Raw genomic sequence first — 19,201 nt, 5'->3', positions numbered from 1 at the left:
ATGAGTGTACTTTATGTAAAGTGTAACTATTCTAAATAATCTGTAAAATAAATTATGAGGTTAATTGTTAATAACGTCAACTTTAAAGAAAAGTAGAATAGGAGGACGTATATGAATAAGGTAATCACTGAAAAGAAAACGCTTTCAAATTTTATTAATGGACAATGGGTAAAATCGTCCACAGAAAACTACATTGAAGTGCCAAATCCTGCAACTGGAGAAATATTAGCCGAAGTTCCAATTTCAACTCAACAAGATTTGGAAAAAGCAGTAGAGGCTGCAAAACAAGCTTTTACTTCATGGAAGAAAGTTGCTGTTCCTCAGCGTGCTAGAATCTTATTTAAATATCAGCAATTATTAATAGAGAACTGGGATGAACTAGCGAAAATTATAACTGTTGAAAATGGTAAAAACTATACCGAAGCATATGGTGAAGTACAACGAGGGATTGAGTGCGTAGAATTTGCAGCAGGAGCTCCTACACTAATGATGGGCCATCAGTTACCTGATATCGCAACAAGTATTGAATCTGGTATGTATCGCTATCCTCTAGGAATAGTAGGGGGGATTACGCCGTTTAATTTCCCGATGATGGTACCATGCTGGATGTTCCCTTTAGCAATTGCGAGTGGTAATACGTTCATCTTGAAACCTTCTGAGAGAACACCACTTCTAGCAAATTATCTAGCAGAATTGTTACATGAAGCAGGACTACCAGCAGGCGTATTTAATCTTGTCCACGGTGCTCATGATATCGTGAATGGCATTCTTAGTCATCCAGATATTCCAGCCGTATCATTTGTTGGATCCCAACCTGTGGCAGAATATGTCTATAAAACTGGTACGTCAAATGGTAAGCGAGTTCAAGCACTAGCTGGAGCCAAAAATCATACAATTGTTTTGCCAGATGCAGATATGGACTTAACAGTAACGAATATAATTAATGCAGCATTTGGATCAGCAGGGGAAAGATGTATGGCTTGTGCAGTTGTTGTAGCAGTTGGCGACATTGCAGACGAACTAGTAACAAGATTAGTAGAGGAATCAAATAAATTAACAATAGGGGACGGCTTGAAAGAGGGTATTTTCCTCGGTCCGGTCATTCGAGATTCCCATAAGGATCGAACAATCCAATATATTGAATCTGGCATTGAAGAAGGTGCAACGCTATTACGAGATGGTCGCAATGATCAACCTTCTGATGGTGGTTATTTTGTTGGTCCAACTATTTTCGATCATGTAACACAAGAGATGAAAATCTGGAAGGAAGAAATATTCGCTCCTGTTTTATCAATTGTCCGAGTAGATACATTAGATGATGCAATCTCATTTGCAAACAAATCTGACTTCGCAAATGGAGCATGTATTTTCACTGATAGTGCAAAAGCTATTCGTCAGTTTAGAGAAGAAATCGATGCAGGAATGTTAGGTGTCAACCTTGGTGTTCCAGCTCCGATGGCATTTTTCCCATTCTCAGGTTACAAAAAATCATTTTATGGAGACCTACATGCGAATGGTCGTGATGGAATTGAGTTTTACACACGTAAAAAGATGCTAACAGCTCGTCATGAATTCTAAAATAGAAGGGAAGCGAAAGCATGGAAACTGTAAAACAGCCAACACAATCTTTAGTTGAAAAAGATCTTCAAAATGTCTGGCATCATATCTCAGCTTACAATGAAAAAAGTCAGCCTATGATCGTCGATAGAGGTGAAGGAGCTTGGATCATCGACCACAATGGCAATAAATATCTCGATGGAATGTCCGGGTTATGGGCTGTAAATGTAGGGTATGGTCGTGAAGAATTGGCACAAGTGGCTTACGATCAAATGAAAAAATTAGCCTATGTGCCGATGACGCAAAGCCATGAACCAGCAATCGAGCTAGCAGCCAAGTTAAATGACATGCTTGGTGGAGACTATATGTTCTTTTACTCGAACAGTGGCTCTGATGCAAATGAGGTAGCATTTAAAATTGCTCGTCAATATCACCAGCAAAACGGTGAAGGAGCTCGCTTTAAATTTATCTCGCGTTATAGAGCTTATCATGGCAGTTCAATGGGGGCATTGTCAGCTACAGGGCAAGCGATTAGAAAATATAAATATGAACCACTTTCACACGGTTTTTTACATGTGGCACCACCAGATAATTATCGCCGACCGAAGGGACAATCGATTAAAGAATACAATCTCCAACGCGCCCAAGAACTTGAAGAAAAAATTATTTGGGAGCAAAAAGAGACAATTGCAGGAATTATTATGGAGCCGCTTATTACAGGTGGTGGTATTTTAATCCCTCATCCTGTATATCTTGAGAAGGTTCAAGAAATTTGTAACAAACACGGGGTACTCCTAATTATTGACGAAGTAATCTGTGGGTTTGGAAGAACCGGTAAAGCGTTTGGGCATCAGCATTTTAATTTAAAACCGGATATTATTACAATGGCAAAAGGACTGACTAGCGCCTATTTACCACTCTCAGTGACAGCTGTTCGAAAAGAAATTTATGAAAAGTTCAACACGGGAGAAGAAAATAGCCATCTACGTCACCTCAATACATTCGGAGGAAATCCGGCGGCATGTGCAGTGGCGTTAAAAAATATCGAAATCATGGAGAGAGAAAACTTATTCGAGCGCTCGGCAGAACTAGGTGATAGACTTCAAAAAGAGCTGAAAGAATTAAGTAATCATCCTTATGTAGGCGATATTCGCGGCCTTGGATTTCTACTAGGCATTGAAATGGTTGAAGATAAAATAACGATGGAACCAGCATCTAACGAACGTGTATTGAAAATTGTCTCTGATTGTAAGGCAAATGGCTTAATCATTGGTAAGAACGGGGATACTGTAGCTGGTTATAACAACATCCTTACGATTAGCCCACCACTATCTTGCTCAGATGAGGATCTCGAATTTATGATAGCCGTTCTTAAAAAAGTTTTTAAAGAGAATGAATAGAATATAACCATTAAAAGCCACTCCGCTGATTTGGGGTGGTTTTTTTGTGGTTTTATGGGGGAGGAGTAGCTTTGGAGATTGGTGCTGCTGGGAGGGGAATTGGCGCTACTGGGGGAGGATTATCGCTACTGGGGGAGGATTATCGCTACTGGGGGAGGATTATCGCTACTGGGAGAGGAATTGTCGCTACTCAGTGAGATTAGCGCTACTTGAGGAAGGATTATCGCTACTGGGGGAAGGATTAGCGCTACTGGGGGAAGGATTATCGCTACTCGGGGATGAATTAGCGCTACTGGGGGAAGGATTATCGCTACTCAGGGATGAATTATCGCTACTGGGGGAAGGATTATCGCTACTGGGGGAAGGATTATCGCTACTGGGAGAGGGATTATCGCTACTGGGAGAGGGATTATCACTACTCGGGGAAGGATAGGCGCTACTCAGGAAACGATTAGCGCTACTCAGGAAACGATTATCACTACTCAAAGCAAGATTACCCATACTCACCACCCTCAACAACCTGAAATCACATATAACAAATACCAACATCCTATTTATTCACAAAACAACTAATCCTATCAATCTAACAAAATGCCATGTGAAAAATATTCTTCACATGGCATCAATTTATTCAATATGGATTTTATAATCATCAGATTTAATCATTTTAAGATTCGTTGAGAAGATGCGTAGCAAGATAATATTTAAAACGGTTGGTATGAGGAAGAACATTGCAATCATGACTGTAATATTCGAAGTAGTCCAGCCATCTGGTGTTAAGTTGATATAGTTTAATGGTCCAATAAGTCCAGATAGACCAAACCCGGCGCTCATAGACGTTCCTTGAACATTAAATACACCAGCAAGTGCACCTAAAATCGCAGCTGTAATAAGCATTGGAAAAGCTATTTTAGGTTTCATAAAGAAATTACGCATTTGAATTTTGGGTGAACCAAGTACGTGGGCTAGTGCTGTGCCCAATGAGTTTGATTTATAGCTAGCGATACATAGACCAATACCTGCCGAAACAATACCTAAATTGGCCGCGCCAGCACCAATACCAGAAAGCATAATGACCGTTGCTACTCCTACAGTCGAGAGAGGAGATAAAATGAGTACGCAGAAAATAACAGCGATAATTGCACCCATTAGAATAGGTTGAAGATCTGTTACTTGTTGAATCCCTACTCCAATAATGCCTGTACCTGATTTTACATAAGGCAAAATCATATAACCAAATAATCCAGGGAAGAAAATAGTTAAAGTTGGCAATAGAAGGATTGTGTAATCTTTTAATTTTGCACCAATATATTTAACAAAAAGTACAGCTAAGCCGGCAGTAACACCTGTGTTTAACACGACACCAATTCCTTGTAATGTCATAACACTTTCATTTATTTGCACAACTCCACTACCGACAACTGCTGCTAATCCAATACTAGCTGTCTGAATAGGTGTTAATTTAAATGTCATACCAACAGTAACACCAATCATTATTGGTAACATACTCATCACTAAAACGGATATATCTAATATTTGTTGTAAAGCTGGAAAATGTGGAATGAGTAGTTTTAATAGTTCACCGAGAAGAGCGTTTGGTATTAAAGATACGACAATCCCAATACTCATTCCTGTTAACAGCTTATTAATGAATTCTTTCAAGAAAATCTTCCTCCAGTAAAATCATGATATCAATATAGTTTATCGCTTTAAAGTGACGAAGTAAATAGAAAATTCTATATTGTTACTTAAATTACTTTGGAAATATAGTTAAATGAAGTTTAGTAAGACGTAATATTTTTAGTGGAATTGGGAAACATAATACAACTACGGAAAAACTTTTCATACCTTTAAAAGGGGATAGTGTGATGAAGAAACTTTTAATGTTGAGTTGTATTATGTTTGTTCTAACAGGTTGTATGAAATCAAATAATGTAATTGAATTAGGGAATGTAACAGAGGAAGGCGATGTAGTTGTAAAAAAATCGATTGAAACTGAACCGAAGTACAATGAATTAATGGAGATTTTCAATAATGGTACAAATTTAAAATTAAGCGATGATGAAGTGAATCGGTTACCATATCAATATATTCAATTTAAGGATAGAACGCAGAATCTAATTGTAGTGAATTATAATATGTGGTTAGATGAGGAAAATGAGCGCATTTTATATTCTGATTATATAGCGAGAGTACCGCTTTATTATGTAATCGAAGATGAAGAGTACAACAAGTTATTAGATGTATTTGAAAAAGATAAGATGCAAACCTTCGCCGACCAATATGATAATTTTGATCAAACTAATTAAAAAAGTACATCACTTTTAAGAAGTGATGTACTTTTTTTGTCAGTTAATTAAATGATTTTAAGCATCCGCAATTCCTAATAAAACAATCCCTAGCATTACAACAGTTATAACGATATATTGTTTTGGCGATAGTTTCTCTTTTAAGAAAATACGTGAAAGAATGATAGAGAAAATGCTATAAGATGCGATCATTGGAGCAGCAATAATCGCATATGATGACATGGCAAATACATAAAAGAATTGACCGATTGTTTCTAAAATTGCAGCACAAGCTTTGTCACGTTCTTTGAAAATAGAGAAAGTCTCTTTTTTTATTACTTTTAAATAAATATAAGTGATAACTGCACAGATGAAAAATGTATATTCATAAGCAAGTAATGCAGCATCTTCAGTCATTAATTTGAGTTCATCTAAATAGATTGCATCAGCAAATGTACCAGCACCATCGATCAACGCATAGGCAATAGGGAACACAATCGCCATAAATCCAAGCTGATATTTTTTGTCGATTTCGGTATTGTTTAATCGTAATGTTGCATTTTCGATTTGTTTTTCAACTACTGCAATACCAATAACGCCAAGTGAAATAATGATTATTCCAATAATATGTAATGTATCAACTGGCTGAGGGAAGAAAATGAAGACAAGAACAGCTGTAATAGCACCAGATGAATTTTGTACGGGAGAGGCGATTGATAATTCTAAGTAACGTAACCCAATATAACCGATTGTCATAGATAAAATATAAAGAGAAGAAACGGGTAAATATTTTAGCATGTCGGAAGGACGGAAAATTAAACCTTCATACAGCATATAGCCAGTTGCATGGATACCCATCACAAGACCGACCATGACGACAATTTTTAAATGACTGTATTTATCCTTGCTGTCTGAACCTTTTTTATAAAATAAATCTGCACCACCCCATGCTAGGGCGGTTAGTAAAGCGAAGAAAAACCACATAAGAGTGCTCCTTTAAACGGGATTTAATAATTTCCTATACAAATATATATGGATGATTATTGTGAAAAATACCGGTTTATCTATATTGATAAAACTTATACATATTACAAAATATGTTAAAATTATTTAACCCTTTCATAAAGGGAAATATACTACTCTTACAGTCAAAATAGAATCTGGTTAGTGAAGTTTAATAGTAATGCAGAATAAACGGAGAGTGTGGTTACATGATGACTCCAATAAAATATTGTATCTTTTTGATGAGCATTTTTGTTGTATTAGTAGGCTGTTCAACAGGGTCACATAACCCGACTGCAAAAGAGCTATTGAAAGAGCATCCAGATATAGATATTTTGCAATATCAAGATATTATTTATTCGAAAACAGAAATGATTGAGTTTGAAGCTGGTAAGGGCGATCTTTTAGGTGAAATCAACAAGCGCAAAACTACGGGTTCTTTGTTTAAAGATTTCTATGCAAGTAAATTAGCTAAAGGAACTAAGATATTTGCGGTAGGGGATGACGATACTTTCATGCTGATTGCAGAAGTGGATGGCGAATTAATTTATTATAAAGCGTTATTGGAAGGGTAAAGTAGATTGGCATTAACAAAAGGTTTGTGAACTGGACTTAATGAATCAAGCATGTATCTTTGGGTTCCTTTCCATTGGGATTAACAAAAAAGAAAAAAGGACCGTATTCCTAAGCCAATCGACTATTAGGAAACTGTCCTTTTCTTTTTTAACGTGTTGTTTTAGAAGATTTGCTACGTGTAGTGGAGCTGAGATGTTGAATCTGCTCTTCTAATACTGTGCTAGCGTTTCCTATAAATTGTGAAATGAGAGCAAGTTCTTCCGGTGTATAGGTGGAAGCTAGATTGAGCATTGCTTTATGAAGCGGTTCGTACGTATTACGGATTTCTTCTTTGGATTCATACTCTGGAACAATAATGACTCTGCGACGGTCATTGGGATCATTTTGTCTCCGAACATAACCGATTTTTTCAAGTCGATCTACTAAGGAAGTTATGCTACCCGTAGCGAGCCCAGTTTTTTTTGAGAGCTCTCCTGCCGTAATAGGACCTGTTTCACGTAGGATATCTAAAGAAATAAAATCATTATTGTATAACCCTAATGAGGCAGCTACATTTTGCTGATGTAATATTGTTCGTGTTCCTAGACCTCGCATTAGCGAAGTGAAATGTTCTTGAGGATCTAGAGTTTGATCATCTTGATGACTTGACAAAGGATAAACCTCCTTTTAAAATAAGAAAATATCTTGATGGTCGAGATATTAGTTTGTCGAGATATTTGATGGGTGTGATATTATACAAGTTCATTCTATCGAAATCATTAATAATTTGCAAAGGGGTTTATAAATGGAAGCTTCAAAAAGTAACATAAAGCTAGTTGTAACGGGCTTATTACTAGCGATTTTTATGTCGGCAATTGACAATACAATTGTTGCGACAGCTATGGGAACCATCGTTTCTCAATTAGGTGGGATGGACAAATTTGTTTGGGTTACATCCGCTTATATGGTTACAACAATGGCAGGTATGCCGATTTTCGGGAAATTATCCGATATGTATGGCAGAAAGAGATTTTTTATTTTTGGATTAACGGTATTCGTAATTGGTTCTGCACTTTGTGGCTTTGCTCAAACGATTGAGCAACTTAGTATTTACAGAGCTATTCAGGGAATTGGTGCCGGTGCTTTAATGCCAATCGCATTTACTATTGTATTTGACATATTCCCACCTCATAAACGAGGGAAAATGACGGGTCTTTTGGGCGCGGTATTTGGTATTGCTAGTGTTGTTGGCCCGCTTTTAGGTGCCTATATTACAGATAATATTGGTTGGGAATGGGTATTTTATATTAACTTGCCAATCGGTATAATTTCATTCTTATTAATTATGAAGAATTATAAGGAATCTCCAGTACATACGAAGCAAAAGATTGATTGGTGGGGAGCGGCAACGCTTGTGCTTGCGGTCATCAGCCTTATGTTTGCACTAGAACTGGGTGGTAAACAGTATGATTGGAACTCAGCACCGATTATTTCATTGTTTGTTAGTTTTGCTATTTTCTTTATTGTGTTCTTTTTCGTGGAGCTAAAAGCAGAAGAACCAATACTTCCGTTCTTCTTATTTAAGCGTCGTTTATTTGCTTCTTCGCAAATGTTGGCATTCTTATATGGTGGTACCTTTATTATTTTGACGGTATATATTCCTATTTATGTTCAGGCTGTATATGGCGCTTCAGCAACAAATGCTGGCCTTATCCTCATGCCTATGATGTTGGGTTCTGTTGCAGGAAGCGCATTTGGTGGTATTTTCTTAACGAAAATAAGCTACCGTAACTTAATGATTATTTCCGTTATTTCATATTTCGGAGGTATGTTCTTACTTAGTACACTCACACCAGATACTGCTCGAGTTCTTCTGACGCTGTATATGATTCTAGTAGGATTCGGAATGGGCTTCTCATTCTCATTATTACCAACTGCTTCTCAGCATAATCTAGATGCTCGTTATCGTGGAACTGCGAATTCAACTAATTCATTCCTTCGCACGCTAGGAATGACGATGGGAATTACGATTTTTGGTACGATCCAAAATAATGTATTTACAAATAAACTTGCTGAAGGATTCAAAAGTTTGGGTGAAAGCGCCAATTCTGCAATGTTTAATGTTGCTGATATAAGACAGATTTTTGAACCAAGTGTACGTGAGAAAATACCTGCTGAGATTCTTGACGTCATTGTTAATGCAATGTCTAACTCAGTTACACACGTCTTTCTACTTGCACTCATTCCAATTGTCATTGCAGTGGTTTTCGTCTTCATGATGGGGAATTCAAGAGTAATTGTTACAGATAAAGATGAACCAGAAATTTAATCAATGTATAGTACGTATACATTTCAGTTAGAAGTAATCGAAATGTATTAGATTGTCTCGGCATTTACCGAGTGGATGTACTATAGTGAGGAGGATATTCATGAAAGATACCATTTTTATTAAAGGTGCTTGGGAAAACAATCTAAAGAATGTGTCACTTTCGATTCCAAAATTCAAACTAGTTGTTCTAACAGGACCTTCTGGATCAGGAAAGTCAACATTAGCTATGGATACTCTTCAAAGGGAATGTCAGAGACAGTATTTAGACTCAATGGGAATGATGTCTGACGCAATCAGCAAGCCAAAAGTCGAGTCCATTCGAGGACTGTCTCCGTCCATCAGTGTTGGACAGCATGTTACGAATCGTAATCCACGCTCGACGGTTGGTACCGTGACGGACATTTATATGTATATTCGTTTTATTTTTGCCCGATTGGGAGAGCAAGTTTGCTCTTCTTGTAATGGCAGTATTCCTCCTTCTTTTGAACCAACAGGAGTTTTGACAGCGGAAGACCAGGAGATAGAAGCACAATCAATCAGCTGTCCGCATTGTGGAGAAGTGCAAGAGAAGCTTGGCATGTTGCACTTTTCTTTTAACAAGCCGGAGGGTGCATGCGAAACTTGTAGTGGACTAGGTCATGTGGCAAGTATAAACGAGGCGATGGTTTTCAATCCGGAGCTTAGCTTGCGTGATGGGGGTGTTGCTTCACTAAAAGGTGTTCATCGTGACATTCAAATGCGTATTTTAGTAGCGGCAGGGAAGCATTATGGCTTTGATTTCGACCCAGATCTCCCTTTGAAAAATTACAGTGATATTCAGCGCGATTTGTTATTCTACGGAGTCGAGAGTGAGGAATTTAAACGTCATTATCCGAATGTTAAGCCTGCTGCAGGGACGAAATTTGAAGGAGTAATCCCAGGTTTATGGAGACGTTATAAAGAGAAAGATGGCGACTCAGGTTCTAAAGAAAAAGAAGGCAGCTTCTTTCATGAACAACTTTGCCCGGATTGTCACGGAGCTCGTCTAAAAAAAGAAGTTCTTTTAGTGCAAGTAGCAAATGCAACTATCTCAGATATTTCTGAGTGGTCGCTCGAAGATGTATTCGAATGGACGAAAAGTTTGCAAACGGAATTACCACAGGATGGTCTACAATTGGTCGAGCCCATTTTTCAAGATATGCTCACAAGACTTCAACGGCTTATTGATGTAGGACTCGGCTATCTTTCATTAAACCGTCAGACAGTATCACTTTCTGGAGGCGAAACACAACGACTTCGACTTGCAACGCTGCTTGGTTCAGCTTTAACTGGAGTACTATATATTCTGGATGAACCTACAACGGGTCTTCATGCGAAGGATACAGTCGGCCTTATCCGAGTACTTCAGGAATTGCGTGATTTAGGTAATACAGTACTTGTTATAGAACATGATGTAGAGATGATGCGTGCAGCGGATCATATCATTGATATCGGTCCAGGAGCAGGAGTAAATGGTGGTACTGTTGTAGGTGAAGGGGCTCTAGAAGACTTAATGTCTAGTGAGCTGTCGGTTACTGGAACCTATTTGAGAGAAGAGAGTTTCCCACCTCCAACTCGCGTTCGTAGGAAAGGGAACGGACAGAATATCGTTATCCAACAAGCACAGCTTCGAAATGTCGATATCCCGACTGTTTCCATTCCGCTTGGTTGTCTAGTGTCTGTCACAGGCGTTTCGGGTTCTGGAAAATCAACTCTTGTATTTGATATTCTTGCACAAGGAAGTCCTAAAGCACATGAACAAACAGGATGCAAGGAAATAACTGGATTAGAACATGTCGGCGATATAGTTATTTTTGACCAATCGCCAATGGGAAGAGTACATCGCTCTAATGTCGCAACTTATACTGATATGTTTACGCACTTACGTAAGTTATTTGCAGGATTACCAGAAGCAAAGGAAAGAAAGTTAACATCTAAGCATTTTTCATTTAACTCCCCTGGTGGGCGTTGTGAAACATGTCAGGGGTTAGGCGTGCTGTCTGTTGACATGAACTTCCTACCCGATTTAGAAGTGAAGTGTACTGACTGCAAAGGGAAAAGGTTTACTGATGAGGTATTGCAAGTTAAATATGAAGGTTACTCCATTTCTGATTTGTTAAATATGTCTGTTGAGGAAAGCTTGCCGATTCTCAAATCGGAGAAAAAGATTTCGGTCATGATAGAGATGCTATGTGAAGTTGGACTTGGCTATCTACAATGGGGTCAATCGGTTAAAACTTTATCTGGGGGAGAAGGGCAACGGATAAGGTTGGCAAAAGAATTAAGTAAGCCGTCTAAAAATCATACGTTGTACCTGTTGGATGAGCCGACGACAGGCCTCCATTCAACTGATATTAAACAGCTTCATTCTCTATTAAATAGACTTGTCGATGCAGGAAATACTGTTATCGTTGTAGAGCATAGTCTGGAACTGATACGTGAATCTGACTGGGTTATCGATATCGGTCCAGAAGGTGGATTAGCAGGCGGTAAACTTATAGCTGAGGGCACACCTGAGCAAGTAGCCGAAGTTCCAATTTCTCATACAGGGATGTTTTTGAAACGAATTTTGACTGAAGGACTGTAATTAGAAAATTACTAGTTATCTTTTAACATAAAAGGTGCTTTAAAAGCCAGATAGTTGGCTTTTGAAGCACCTATTTTTTATGTTTTACTTGAAAATCTGTTTCTTAAGATGATGTTCCATATGATCGTAATAATCTTGAATGAGCCACTCTAATGTTTTAAGTTCGTTATTTCCAATGTCACATAAGTAAGAGCGTTTTTCATCAGGAATATTATTGATAATGGCGATGATTTGTTTATTTAAAACGTAAAATAAAGTCAAAATTTCCTCGATAGGAGTATCTTGATAATTTTGCTTAGCTACCCATTCATTTTGATTGTAAGTGGGAAGTACATATGGCTGTTTTTCATATTGAATTTTAATGAATCGTTCAATGTTCATAATAGCTGAATCACAAAGGTGTCCTAATATTTCTTTTTTTGACCATTTAGTTGGAGATGGTTTTTTAGACACATCTATTTCAGACATACGTTTAATTTCTTTAGGAACGTAATAAATCCAATAACTGATACCATCTATCACATTTTTCACCTCTATCATCCTCCAAAATAAATCTTTCTATGTATATTCAATTGAGTGAAGGATATTCCTGCAATAGATTGATTTTTTATTAATGTGATAGGATTCATTCCAGTTACTTGTTAACTGATTGAACTTCTTTTAGAGCTATGTTTCTTTCTCGCATTCCTTCAATCAAATCTTCTATAGAAGCAGCAATCATACCGTTTTGTTTGATTAAACCAATGACAAACAGATTACGGTAGGCAAACTGGTTTTCAGTTCCATCTGCGATTAAAGCATCGATTTTCTTTGTATTATCTCTACCTTGTTGGCGTGTATCCGAGTATAGTGCGAAAATAGGGCGGTCTAGCATCGAAAATGCACCAATTTCAGCAGCAACACCAGAGTCAATTTCAACACCATCAATGACAGCAATTAAGAAATCACTGGCTTTTAGAGCCTCAATATCAGCACCTGCTATCGCTAAACTATTAGCATAAGATGACTTATCATTAATCGCCATATTTTCTTGAGGGACATATAAATCCAAACCTGGTACTGCCTCGCGTACTGCTTTTGCGACCATTTCATTTACTAAGCGGTCGCCTAATCCAAATAATCCATTTGCTAAATAACCTTTTGTAGTCAAAGTAATTCCTCCCAAAAATCATTTCATTCTTATATAGTATAACCATTCGAAGATGAGATACATATTGTTTATATGAATATACGTACTGCAATTAGTATTCTATTGGTAAGTTGTAAGTAATTCTATCAAAAATGGAGTGCCTTCAAATCTATGAAATAAATGGAATAGCAGGAGAGCTGTAAGGACTTTCTATTTTTTTGCGGAAGATCTATTACGATGTTAATTTATCACTAGAGTACCGCATATATCTTGATGTTTACAAAAAATAAAGTATAAATGTAAAATAATAGATAAAAATAGTATTTAAGCAGAAAATTCGTAGGAGTAATTTAGTTATCTAGACAGAGAAGATCATGTGTATCCTTGATGAAACTCAAAATGGTTGTAAGTTGACTGTGTCCAGAAGTTAAATATATGAAAGATTTTGAAGAACAGGAGTAGAGCATAATGAATTATTTGAAAAATAATGAAACGAGAAAAAGTACGTGTAAAAGAAATATATGTACATTTCTTGCTGCAGTTTTTGTTGCGGTGTTTATCATTAATCCTCTTACTGGTGCAGATAGGTTAGTTGCAAAATTTTTAACGATGATTTTCGGTTAACAATTGATTATATATTTTTAGTGATTAAAAGAGAGTGGTTTATAACACTCTTTTTTTGTTCTAATTTTTTAGCTACTTTTATGTGTCGATCACTTTTTAATAGCATTTGTATGTTTACTTATTGAAATAAACATTTGAGACAATCAAAAACTTATTAAATCCAGTTATAGGAATTGTATTAAAATGGATAGCAAATTTGTATATTGTGAAGAGAATAAGACAAAAGCATAAGTAAATATAAGGCTATTCAGTGAACCCTATTACGAAAAAAAGCTACCTATATTACAATTATGTAAACGCTTAGTATTTGGAAAAGGGAGACAGTAAAATGCCTACTCAACTCGAAACAATTCTTGCAGGTAATAATATAACCGAAATTCAACATCAATTACGGATTTATCTAATGAATCATCCACTAGATAATGACGGAGAACTGGCAAAAGCAATTACCAAAATCAACGAACAACAGTTAGGTGTTTGGATGGTTCATGATGGCAAAGTGTTTATAGAGGATGAAATTAAATGGAATCAAAGCTATTTAGCAGAACAGCAAATTGAATTACATAATAATTTTTCGCAAGAACGCTTTTTACATATGATGGCAGTAGCGGGTTTTTTAGCGAGTGATCCGTCTAATGAGGCGCCACCAGAACCTTTTAAATTGTACGGGGCATCTATGGGAACGATAATGACAGTGGGTGTTATTATCTTCTGTATCATTGCTATTACAATGGTCGTTTTCATACGAAATCAATATATTTAATGAAATTTCGTAAGGATTAATTGAGAGCCATATTTCTTCCGAATATTCCCATGACACTTAAAGGCAATATTAATACTGCGACCGCTTCTTTATACACAGACTCTAACAACGTTTGTTTATAACTGTTACATTTATCATTATTTTCAGTATCTGTCGTATTAACGTTAGGAAAGAAAGTAGCACATACGGAATTTATAAATCGATTGGAATGACATCTAACAAAATTAGGTGGTCAATCACTTTGGGAATTGTCATTCTTTCGGCATTTGGAGTACTATTCGGAGTGTTTGTAGGCGTAAAGCTATTACCACTTGTTTTGGAGAATATATTATCCCAGTATGGATTAATCAAACTACCACTTGTTGTGAACTGGGGTATGAGTACAGTAGTAGCGTGTTTAAGTATAGTGGCTGCTGGTCTTGGCTGTTGGTTATCGACAAGAGTTATTTCAAAAACATCGCCTCGAATATTAATCGTAGAATAGTTAAATAGGTGATTTAGTAGCAATTAAAAAAAGATATTCAGTCAGGGGATTGTAATTTTGATAAGAGCATGTTTAGAACGATCTACGTTCACGGCATGCTCTTGTATTTGTTTAGATTTTTTCTAGTGAAAGCATATAAAATTACTTACTACCGTTATAATCCGAGAATGCTTTGAGAGTTATGTTTTCTTATCTCACGTCACCAATAAACCAAATTTCACCCTCATGATAAGAATCCTCATCGGAAATCTGTTCATTAAATCCTGTAATTTGTAAATTAGAAGGAACGGACAAACCCATTTCTCTTTTTAAATCACGTTCGTCGGATAGAAGTGTCCATTTTTGGTGTTCATTATTCCTATCGAAGAATCCTTTATAATGTTCCTCGCCTTTAAATACTATTATTTGAGAATTAAATAATCGTGGCCAATCGATAGCAGCAACAACCCGTAAAGTTTCATCGTATTTAGGTTTAATACTGATTAAATGCTCAACTTGATTAATCATAGTCTGCATGCAAAGTCTTTTAATGCCAATGGGAGTTTTATTTGAGTCGATGAATGCCTCATCAACAGGTAAATGCAGATGCCAATAACCACGATAATAATCTGTTGGAAATTCGATTGTTTCTTCTTCAATTTGTTTAATCATACTATTTGTTTTTCGCTTTAATCCTCTAGCTTTCTTTTCTCGCATTGCAACTCTCCTAAATAGTGTGTATTTTACTATTTTAGTATAGCAGAAGAGTTTGATTTTATTTTAAATATCGACGTGCATACACTAGTTCATTTTGAAAAGGCTGAGTTTGTAATGATTGAATTTCTAAACTTCGATTATAGTTAGGTGAATGGATTATTTGTCCTTTACCAATATACATGGCAACGTGATGGATTTTACCTTTGCCATTATTATTGGCAAAAAATAATAAATCACCTGGTTTTAAATTCTTTAAAGAAACGGGCTTGCCATGTACTGCTTGAACTGACGAATCACGCGGGATTAATATACCATGTTGTTTGTAAATACTATAAACAAATCCAGAACAATCAAAACCATAAGCTGAAATGCCACCCCATAAATAAGGAAGACCGAGAAATTCTTTACCTGTTTTAATGATGTCCTTTGCAGTAGGGTTTGGGATGCTAGAATAATTACGATATTTATAAGCTGTTGATTTTTTTATATAACGGTTTTTACCCGTAGGTGTTTGGATTACATACCATCTTTTTGTTTCATCTATGATTGGTAGAATTGTATTGAAGCTAATTTGCAAAGATTTCTTTCTGTTTTTAGTCGAAGTATATAGATTTGCTACTTTTTCTTTTACGATAACAATATTGCAATTAGAAGTGTCCTTTTTTGATGTGATAATGTGCGAAGCAGGAACCCATCCTCTATAACCTTGCATACTTTTTGGAGAAAACTGATCAATAACAGCAATTTTCAGCCAACCCTTTTGTTTTTCTATTAATTTCACCTCTTGGCCATATAATGCTTGGGTATCAATACGTCCTAATGTATCGAGTTTTTGGTAATAAGATAAGCTTTGGTTCCATAAGCTTACATTAGCGTTTTTCTGTAAAATAAGCTTATCCATAGGACGTACTTGAACAGGTGATGTCCATAATGTAGTAACGGGAACGTTAACAATGTATTTTGTTTTATTTACTGCATGAATACAAGTCTTACTTTTGTCTAGTGTAACTGCATTAGCTTCTTTTAATTGAGGCGATATAAAGCTATAGAAGAAGATAAAACAAATAAATGCAAATAGGTATTTTTTCAAATTAGGACTCCTTTGTAATTAGTGAACGCACCTTTTTTTTGCATTATATCATTAAAATGTAAATTTAATAATCTATTAATCTTACTTATTGGAGAATAGCTAATTAAAAGCCTTTCAATCTATTAAATGTTACAATGGAAGGACATATATACGTATTGAAGGGGGTAGGTGAATGTTTGAAGAAGCACAACATCTGCTAGGAAAATATTTTGGTTATGACGATTTTCGCGAGGGACAAGCACAGATAGTTTCGAATGTTTTAGAACAGAAATCGAGCTTGTGTGTAATGCCAACAGGTGGAGGGAAATCAATTTGTTATCAAATTCCAGCTCTGTTACTAGAGGGTACAACTATTGTTGTTTCACCACTTATTTCTCTAATGCAAGACCAAGTGGATACTCTGCTTGAAGTCGGTATTTCAGCGGCGTTTATTAATAGTACATTATCTGCAAGTGAATTACGTGAAACAATGGAAAACTTACATGAAGGAAGATATCAGCTTTTATATATCGCTCCTGAACGACTAGAATCGCCTCAGTTTTTGTCTGAGCTAAAGAATATACGAGTGCCATTAATCGCTGTAGATGAAGCGCATTGTATTTCACAATGGGGACATGATTTCCGTCCGAGCTATCGTGCTATTAATCGATTGTTGACTGTTTTTGAAGAGAAACCCGTTGTCTTAGCACTAACAGCAACTGCGACACCAGAAGTAAGGGAAGACATTTGTCGCATTTTACAAATAACGGATGCAAATACTGTCATTACTGGATTTGCCCGTAGTAATCTTTCTTTTTCAGTTGTTTTAGGACAAGACAAAGACCGTTACATTAAAGACTTTGTAAAACAAAATATTAATGAAGTCGGTATTATATACGCAGCAACAAGGAAAGCAGTGGATCATGTATATGATGTGTTGATGAAAGCTGGTATTTCCGTCGCAAAATATCATGCAGGTTTACCAGAGGCTTTCCGTCAACAGGAACAAACGCGTTTCCTAAAAGACGAAGCACAAGTAATGGTTGCAACAAATGCCTTTGGTATGGGTATCGATAAATCCAACGTCAGATATGTTATTCATTATCAATTGCCGAAGAATATGGAAAGTTATTATCAGGAAGCAGGGAGGGCAGGTCGTGATGGGTTACAGAGTGAATGTGTTGTTTTATATGCCTCTCAAGATGTGCAAACACAACGCTTTTTAATCGACCAATCACAGGACCGTGAACGTATTCCTGGAGAACTTGCTAAATTACAAGGAATGGCTGATTATTGCCATACTGAGCAATGCTTACAGCAGTATATTGTGAAATATTTCGGTGAAGAAAATGCGGAAGTTTGTGGAAAGTGTGCAAATTGCAAAGACGATCGAGAGATTTTTGATGTTACTGAAGATGTTCAAAAGGTACTAAGTTGTGTAATCCGTATGGGTCAGAAATTCGGTAAAACAATGATTGCTCAAGTATTAATCGGATCACAAAATCAAAAAGTCATCAGCTTTGGTTTAAATAGGCTTTCAACATATGGCATTATGAAAAATATGACAGTTAAAGAAGTATCCAATTTCATAGAGTTCATGATTGCTGAGGATTTATTATCTGTGAAACAGGGAAACATGCCGACTATTTTCGTTTCAGAAAAAGGTAAAGATGTACTGCTTGGTAAAGTGAAAGTGCAACGTAAAGGTGTTGTTGTCACAAGACAAATTGCTGAAAACGATCCATTATTTGAAGAACTACGTAAAATTCGAAAACAATTGGCAGATGAAGCAAATGTACCTCCATTTGTTATTTTCTCCGATAAATCATTGCAAGATATGTGTGCAAAACGACCAAAAACTGCAAACGAGTTTTTAGAAGTAAACGGCGTAGGAGCAAACAAGCTAGAGAAATATGGTACTGCTTTTATGGATGTAATTATTAATTTTGAAGTAAATGTATAATGATGTAGAAAAAGAAGTGTCCTGGAAAAGGGCTCTTCTTTTTTGTGTTTTAATGCAAGCTCTCCAATTATAAAGGAATTATTTGCTGTCAATTAATAGACAAATTATGTGTTAAAATTGAATTAACATAGTAGAAGTAAGATGTCTGACCTTATAAAATAAATAAAGATAATACATCAATAGCCCATACACATCTTTGGCTTGGGTGGTGCATTTAATATAATAAAAGGAGTTTTTTCATGATGGATCAGAAAATTATATTTTACGTTGAAAAACTTCAAGAGGAAGTAATGTATGCTGTTGCTTCTGGAGCAGATTCAAATTTATACGATTTTGCATGTGAAATGCTAGAAAGTGAACCTGAAGAAAACAAAAAGGCAATTTGCCAAGCTTATGAAGTAGTAAAACATGCTCTAATTGGTTAAAATACTGCCTATTGCAAAGGCATTTTATATAGATTTAAACAGATTCTTCTAGAATGGAAGGATCTGTTTTTTTTTATTGTATTGTTAATCAATCAATAGAGAAAAATAAGTATAATATGCAATTCTATTCAATAAATACATCTAAATTAGTGTAAAATCGGATAATATAACCTAGAAAATCATGTTATTTAAGTCATATAAGAATATTTTTTTGATAAATCGATAGATATTTACTATAATGATAGAGAAAACATTGTTTATAAATCCTTGTCTTTATCGGATTAGTTTTTAAGTAGAAAAAGAGGAGGGTTA

General features: G+C 36.1%; 19 protein-coding genes. 12 read left to right on the top strand and 7 right to left on the bottom strand.

The window, feature by feature from the left end; all coding sequences use genetic code 11:
• Positions 1–111: 111 nt before the first annotated feature.
• The 3 genes from MKY02_RS13715 (at position 112) to MKY02_RS13705 (ending at position 3,154) form a co-directional block, all read left to right on the top strand.
• The gene (locus MKY02_RS13715; RefSeq protein ID WP_340711387.1) at positions 112–1,578 is read left to right on the top strand and encodes a CoA-acylating methylmalonate-semialdehyde dehydrogenase; all 1,467 of its coding nucleotides are present in this window, start codon (positions 112–114) and stop codon (positions 1,576–1,578) included.
• A gap of 20 nt (positions 1,579–1,598) precedes the next feature.
• Positions 1,599–2,957 (top strand): aspartate aminotransferase family protein, encoded by a 1,359-nt coding sequence (locus MKY02_RS13710; protein WP_340711386.1) that lies wholly within the window; start codon positions 1,599–1,601, stop codon positions 2,955–2,957.
• 71 nt (positions 2,958–3,028) lie between these two features.
• Positions 3,029–3,154: a hypothetical protein gene (locus MKY02_RS13705; protein ID WP_340711384.1), complete on the top strand. Its 126-nt coding sequence runs from the start codon at positions 3,029–3,031 to the stop codon at positions 3,152–3,154.
• A 430-nt stretch (positions 3,155–3,584) separates the two neighbouring features.
• On the opposite strand, the gene MKY02_RS13700 is transcribed toward MKY02_RS13705, so the two are convergent.
• A complete protein-coding gene (locus tag MKY02_RS13700; RefSeq protein ID WP_340711383.1) occupies positions 3,585–4,619 on the bottom strand; it encodes a PTS transporter subunit IIC in 1,035 nt (344 codons plus the stop codon).
• Positions 4,620–4,825: 206 nt separating this feature from the next.
• Here MKY02_RS13700 and MKY02_RS13695 point away from each other — a divergent pair, with 206 nt between their 5' ends.
• A complete protein-coding gene (locus tag MKY02_RS13695; protein ID WP_076035097.1) occupies positions 4,826–5,266 on the top strand; it encodes a hypothetical protein in 441 nt (146 codons plus the stop codon).
• A gap of 57 nt (positions 5,267–5,323) precedes the next feature.
• Here the strand turns inward: MKY02_RS13695 and MKY02_RS13690 are convergent, their stop codons facing one another.
• Positions 5,324–6,229: an EamA family transporter gene (locus MKY02_RS13690; protein WP_076065830.1), complete on the bottom strand. Its 906-nt coding sequence runs from the start codon at positions 6,227–6,229 to the stop codon at positions 5,324–5,326.
• A 230-nt stretch (positions 6,230–6,459) separates the two neighbouring features.
• Here MKY02_RS13690 and MKY02_RS13685 point away from each other — a divergent pair, with 230 nt between their 5' ends.
• A complete protein-coding gene (locus tag MKY02_RS13685; protein WP_143691075.1) occupies positions 6,460–6,822 on the top strand; it encodes a hypothetical protein in 363 nt (120 codons plus the stop codon).
• Positions 6,823–6,970: 148 nt separating this feature from the next.
• Here the strand turns inward: MKY02_RS13685 and MKY02_RS13680 are convergent, their stop codons facing one another.
• Positions 6,971–7,417, bottom strand: a complete 447-nt coding sequence (locus MKY02_RS13680) for a MarR family winged helix-turn-helix transcriptional regulator (protein WP_340711694.1) — start codon at positions 7,415–7,417, stop codon at positions 6,971–6,973.
• Between the two features lie 190 nt (positions 7,418–7,607).
• Here MKY02_RS13680 and MKY02_RS13675 point away from each other — a divergent pair, with 190 nt between their 5' ends.
• Together MKY02_RS13675 and uvrA are read left to right on the top strand one after the other, a co-directional pair.
• On the top strand, positions 7,608–9,131 hold the full coding sequence (locus MKY02_RS13675) for an MDR family MFS transporter (RefSeq protein ID WP_076065831.1): 1,524 nt from the start codon (positions 7,608–7,610) through the stop codon (positions 9,129–9,131).
• 100 nt (positions 9,132–9,231) lie between these two features.
• Entirely contained in the window at positions 9,232–11,736 is a 2,505-nt protein-coding gene (gene uvrA / locus MKY02_RS13670; RefSeq protein WP_340711381.1) for an excinuclease ABC subunit UvrA, read from the top strand.
• A gap of 84 nt (positions 11,737–11,820) precedes the next feature.
• Here the strand turns inward: uvrA and MKY02_RS13665 are convergent, their stop codons facing one another.
• Together MKY02_RS13665 and MKY02_RS13660 are read right to left on the bottom strand one after the other, a co-directional pair.
• Positions 11,821–12,267 carry a DinB family protein gene (locus MKY02_RS13665; RefSeq protein ID WP_076035102.1) on the bottom strand — a complete coding sequence of 149 codons (447 nt, stop codon included), beginning with the start codon at positions 12,265–12,267 and terminating at the stop codon, positions 11,821–11,823.
• A 103-nt stretch (positions 12,268–12,370) separates the two neighbouring features.
• Positions 12,371–12,886 (bottom strand): nucleoside 2-deoxyribosyltransferase, encoded by a 516-nt coding sequence (locus MKY02_RS13660; protein ID WP_076035103.1) that lies wholly within the window; start codon positions 12,884–12,886, stop codon positions 12,371–12,373.
• Between the two features lie 447 nt (positions 12,887–13,333).
• On the opposite strand from MKY02_RS13660, the gene MKY02_RS13655 reads away from it, so the two are divergent.
• From MKY02_RS13655 to MKY02_RS13645, 3 genes are all read left to right on the top strand, one after another.
• On the top strand, positions 13,334–13,489 hold the full coding sequence (locus tag MKY02_RS13655) for a hypothetical protein (RefSeq protein WP_340711380.1): 156 nt from the start codon (positions 13,334–13,336) through the stop codon (positions 13,487–13,489).
• 328 nt (positions 13,490–13,817) lie between these two features.
• The gene (locus tag MKY02_RS13650) at positions 13,818–14,252 is read left to right on the top strand and encodes a hypothetical protein (protein ID WP_038189549.1); all 435 of its coding nucleotides are present in this window, start codon (positions 13,818–13,820) and stop codon (positions 14,250–14,252) included.
• 112 nt (positions 14,253–14,364) lie between these two features.
• The gene (locus MKY02_RS13645; protein ID WP_340711379.1) at positions 14,365–14,736 is read left to right on the top strand and encodes an FtsX-like permease family protein; all 372 of its coding nucleotides are present in this window, start codon (positions 14,365–14,367) and stop codon (positions 14,734–14,736) included.
• A gap of 189 nt (positions 14,737–14,925) precedes the next feature.
• Here the strand turns inward: MKY02_RS13645 and MKY02_RS13640 are convergent, their stop codons facing one another.
• Complete coding sequence (locus MKY02_RS13640) at positions 14,926–15,432, bottom strand: DUF3916 domain-containing protein (protein WP_340711378.1); 507 nt, start codon at positions 15,430–15,432, stop codon at positions 14,926–14,928.
• Between the two features lie 58 nt (positions 15,433–15,490).
• Positions 15,491–16,522: a C40 family peptidase gene (locus tag MKY02_RS13635; RefSeq protein ID WP_340711377.1), complete on the bottom strand. Its 1,032-nt coding sequence runs from the start codon at positions 16,520–16,522 to the stop codon at positions 15,491–15,493.
• A 172-nt stretch (positions 16,523–16,694) separates the two neighbouring features.
• Between MKY02_RS13635 and recQ the strand changes: the two genes are divergently transcribed.
• Positions 16,695–18,464 carry a DNA helicase RecQ gene (gene recQ / locus MKY02_RS13630; protein ID WP_038189539.1) on the top strand — a complete coding sequence of 590 codons (1,770 nt, stop codon included), beginning with the start codon at positions 16,695–16,697 and terminating at the stop codon, positions 18,462–18,464.
• Between the two features lie 239 nt (positions 18,465–18,703).
• Complete coding sequence (locus MKY02_RS13625) at positions 18,704–18,889, top strand: hypothetical protein (RefSeq protein WP_083669704.1); 186 nt, start codon at positions 18,704–18,706, stop codon at positions 18,887–18,889.
• Positions 18,890–19,201: the final 312 nt, after the last annotated feature.

This window comes from Viridibacillus sp. FSL R5-0888, assembly GCF_038009105.1.
Classification (GTDB): domain Bacteria; phylum Bacillota; class Bacilli; order Bacillales_A; family Planococcaceae; genus Viridibacillus; species Viridibacillus arenosi.
The sequence above is the reverse complement of the archived record's forward strand: the minus strand, read 5'-3'. Positions and strand labels throughout refer to the sequence as shown.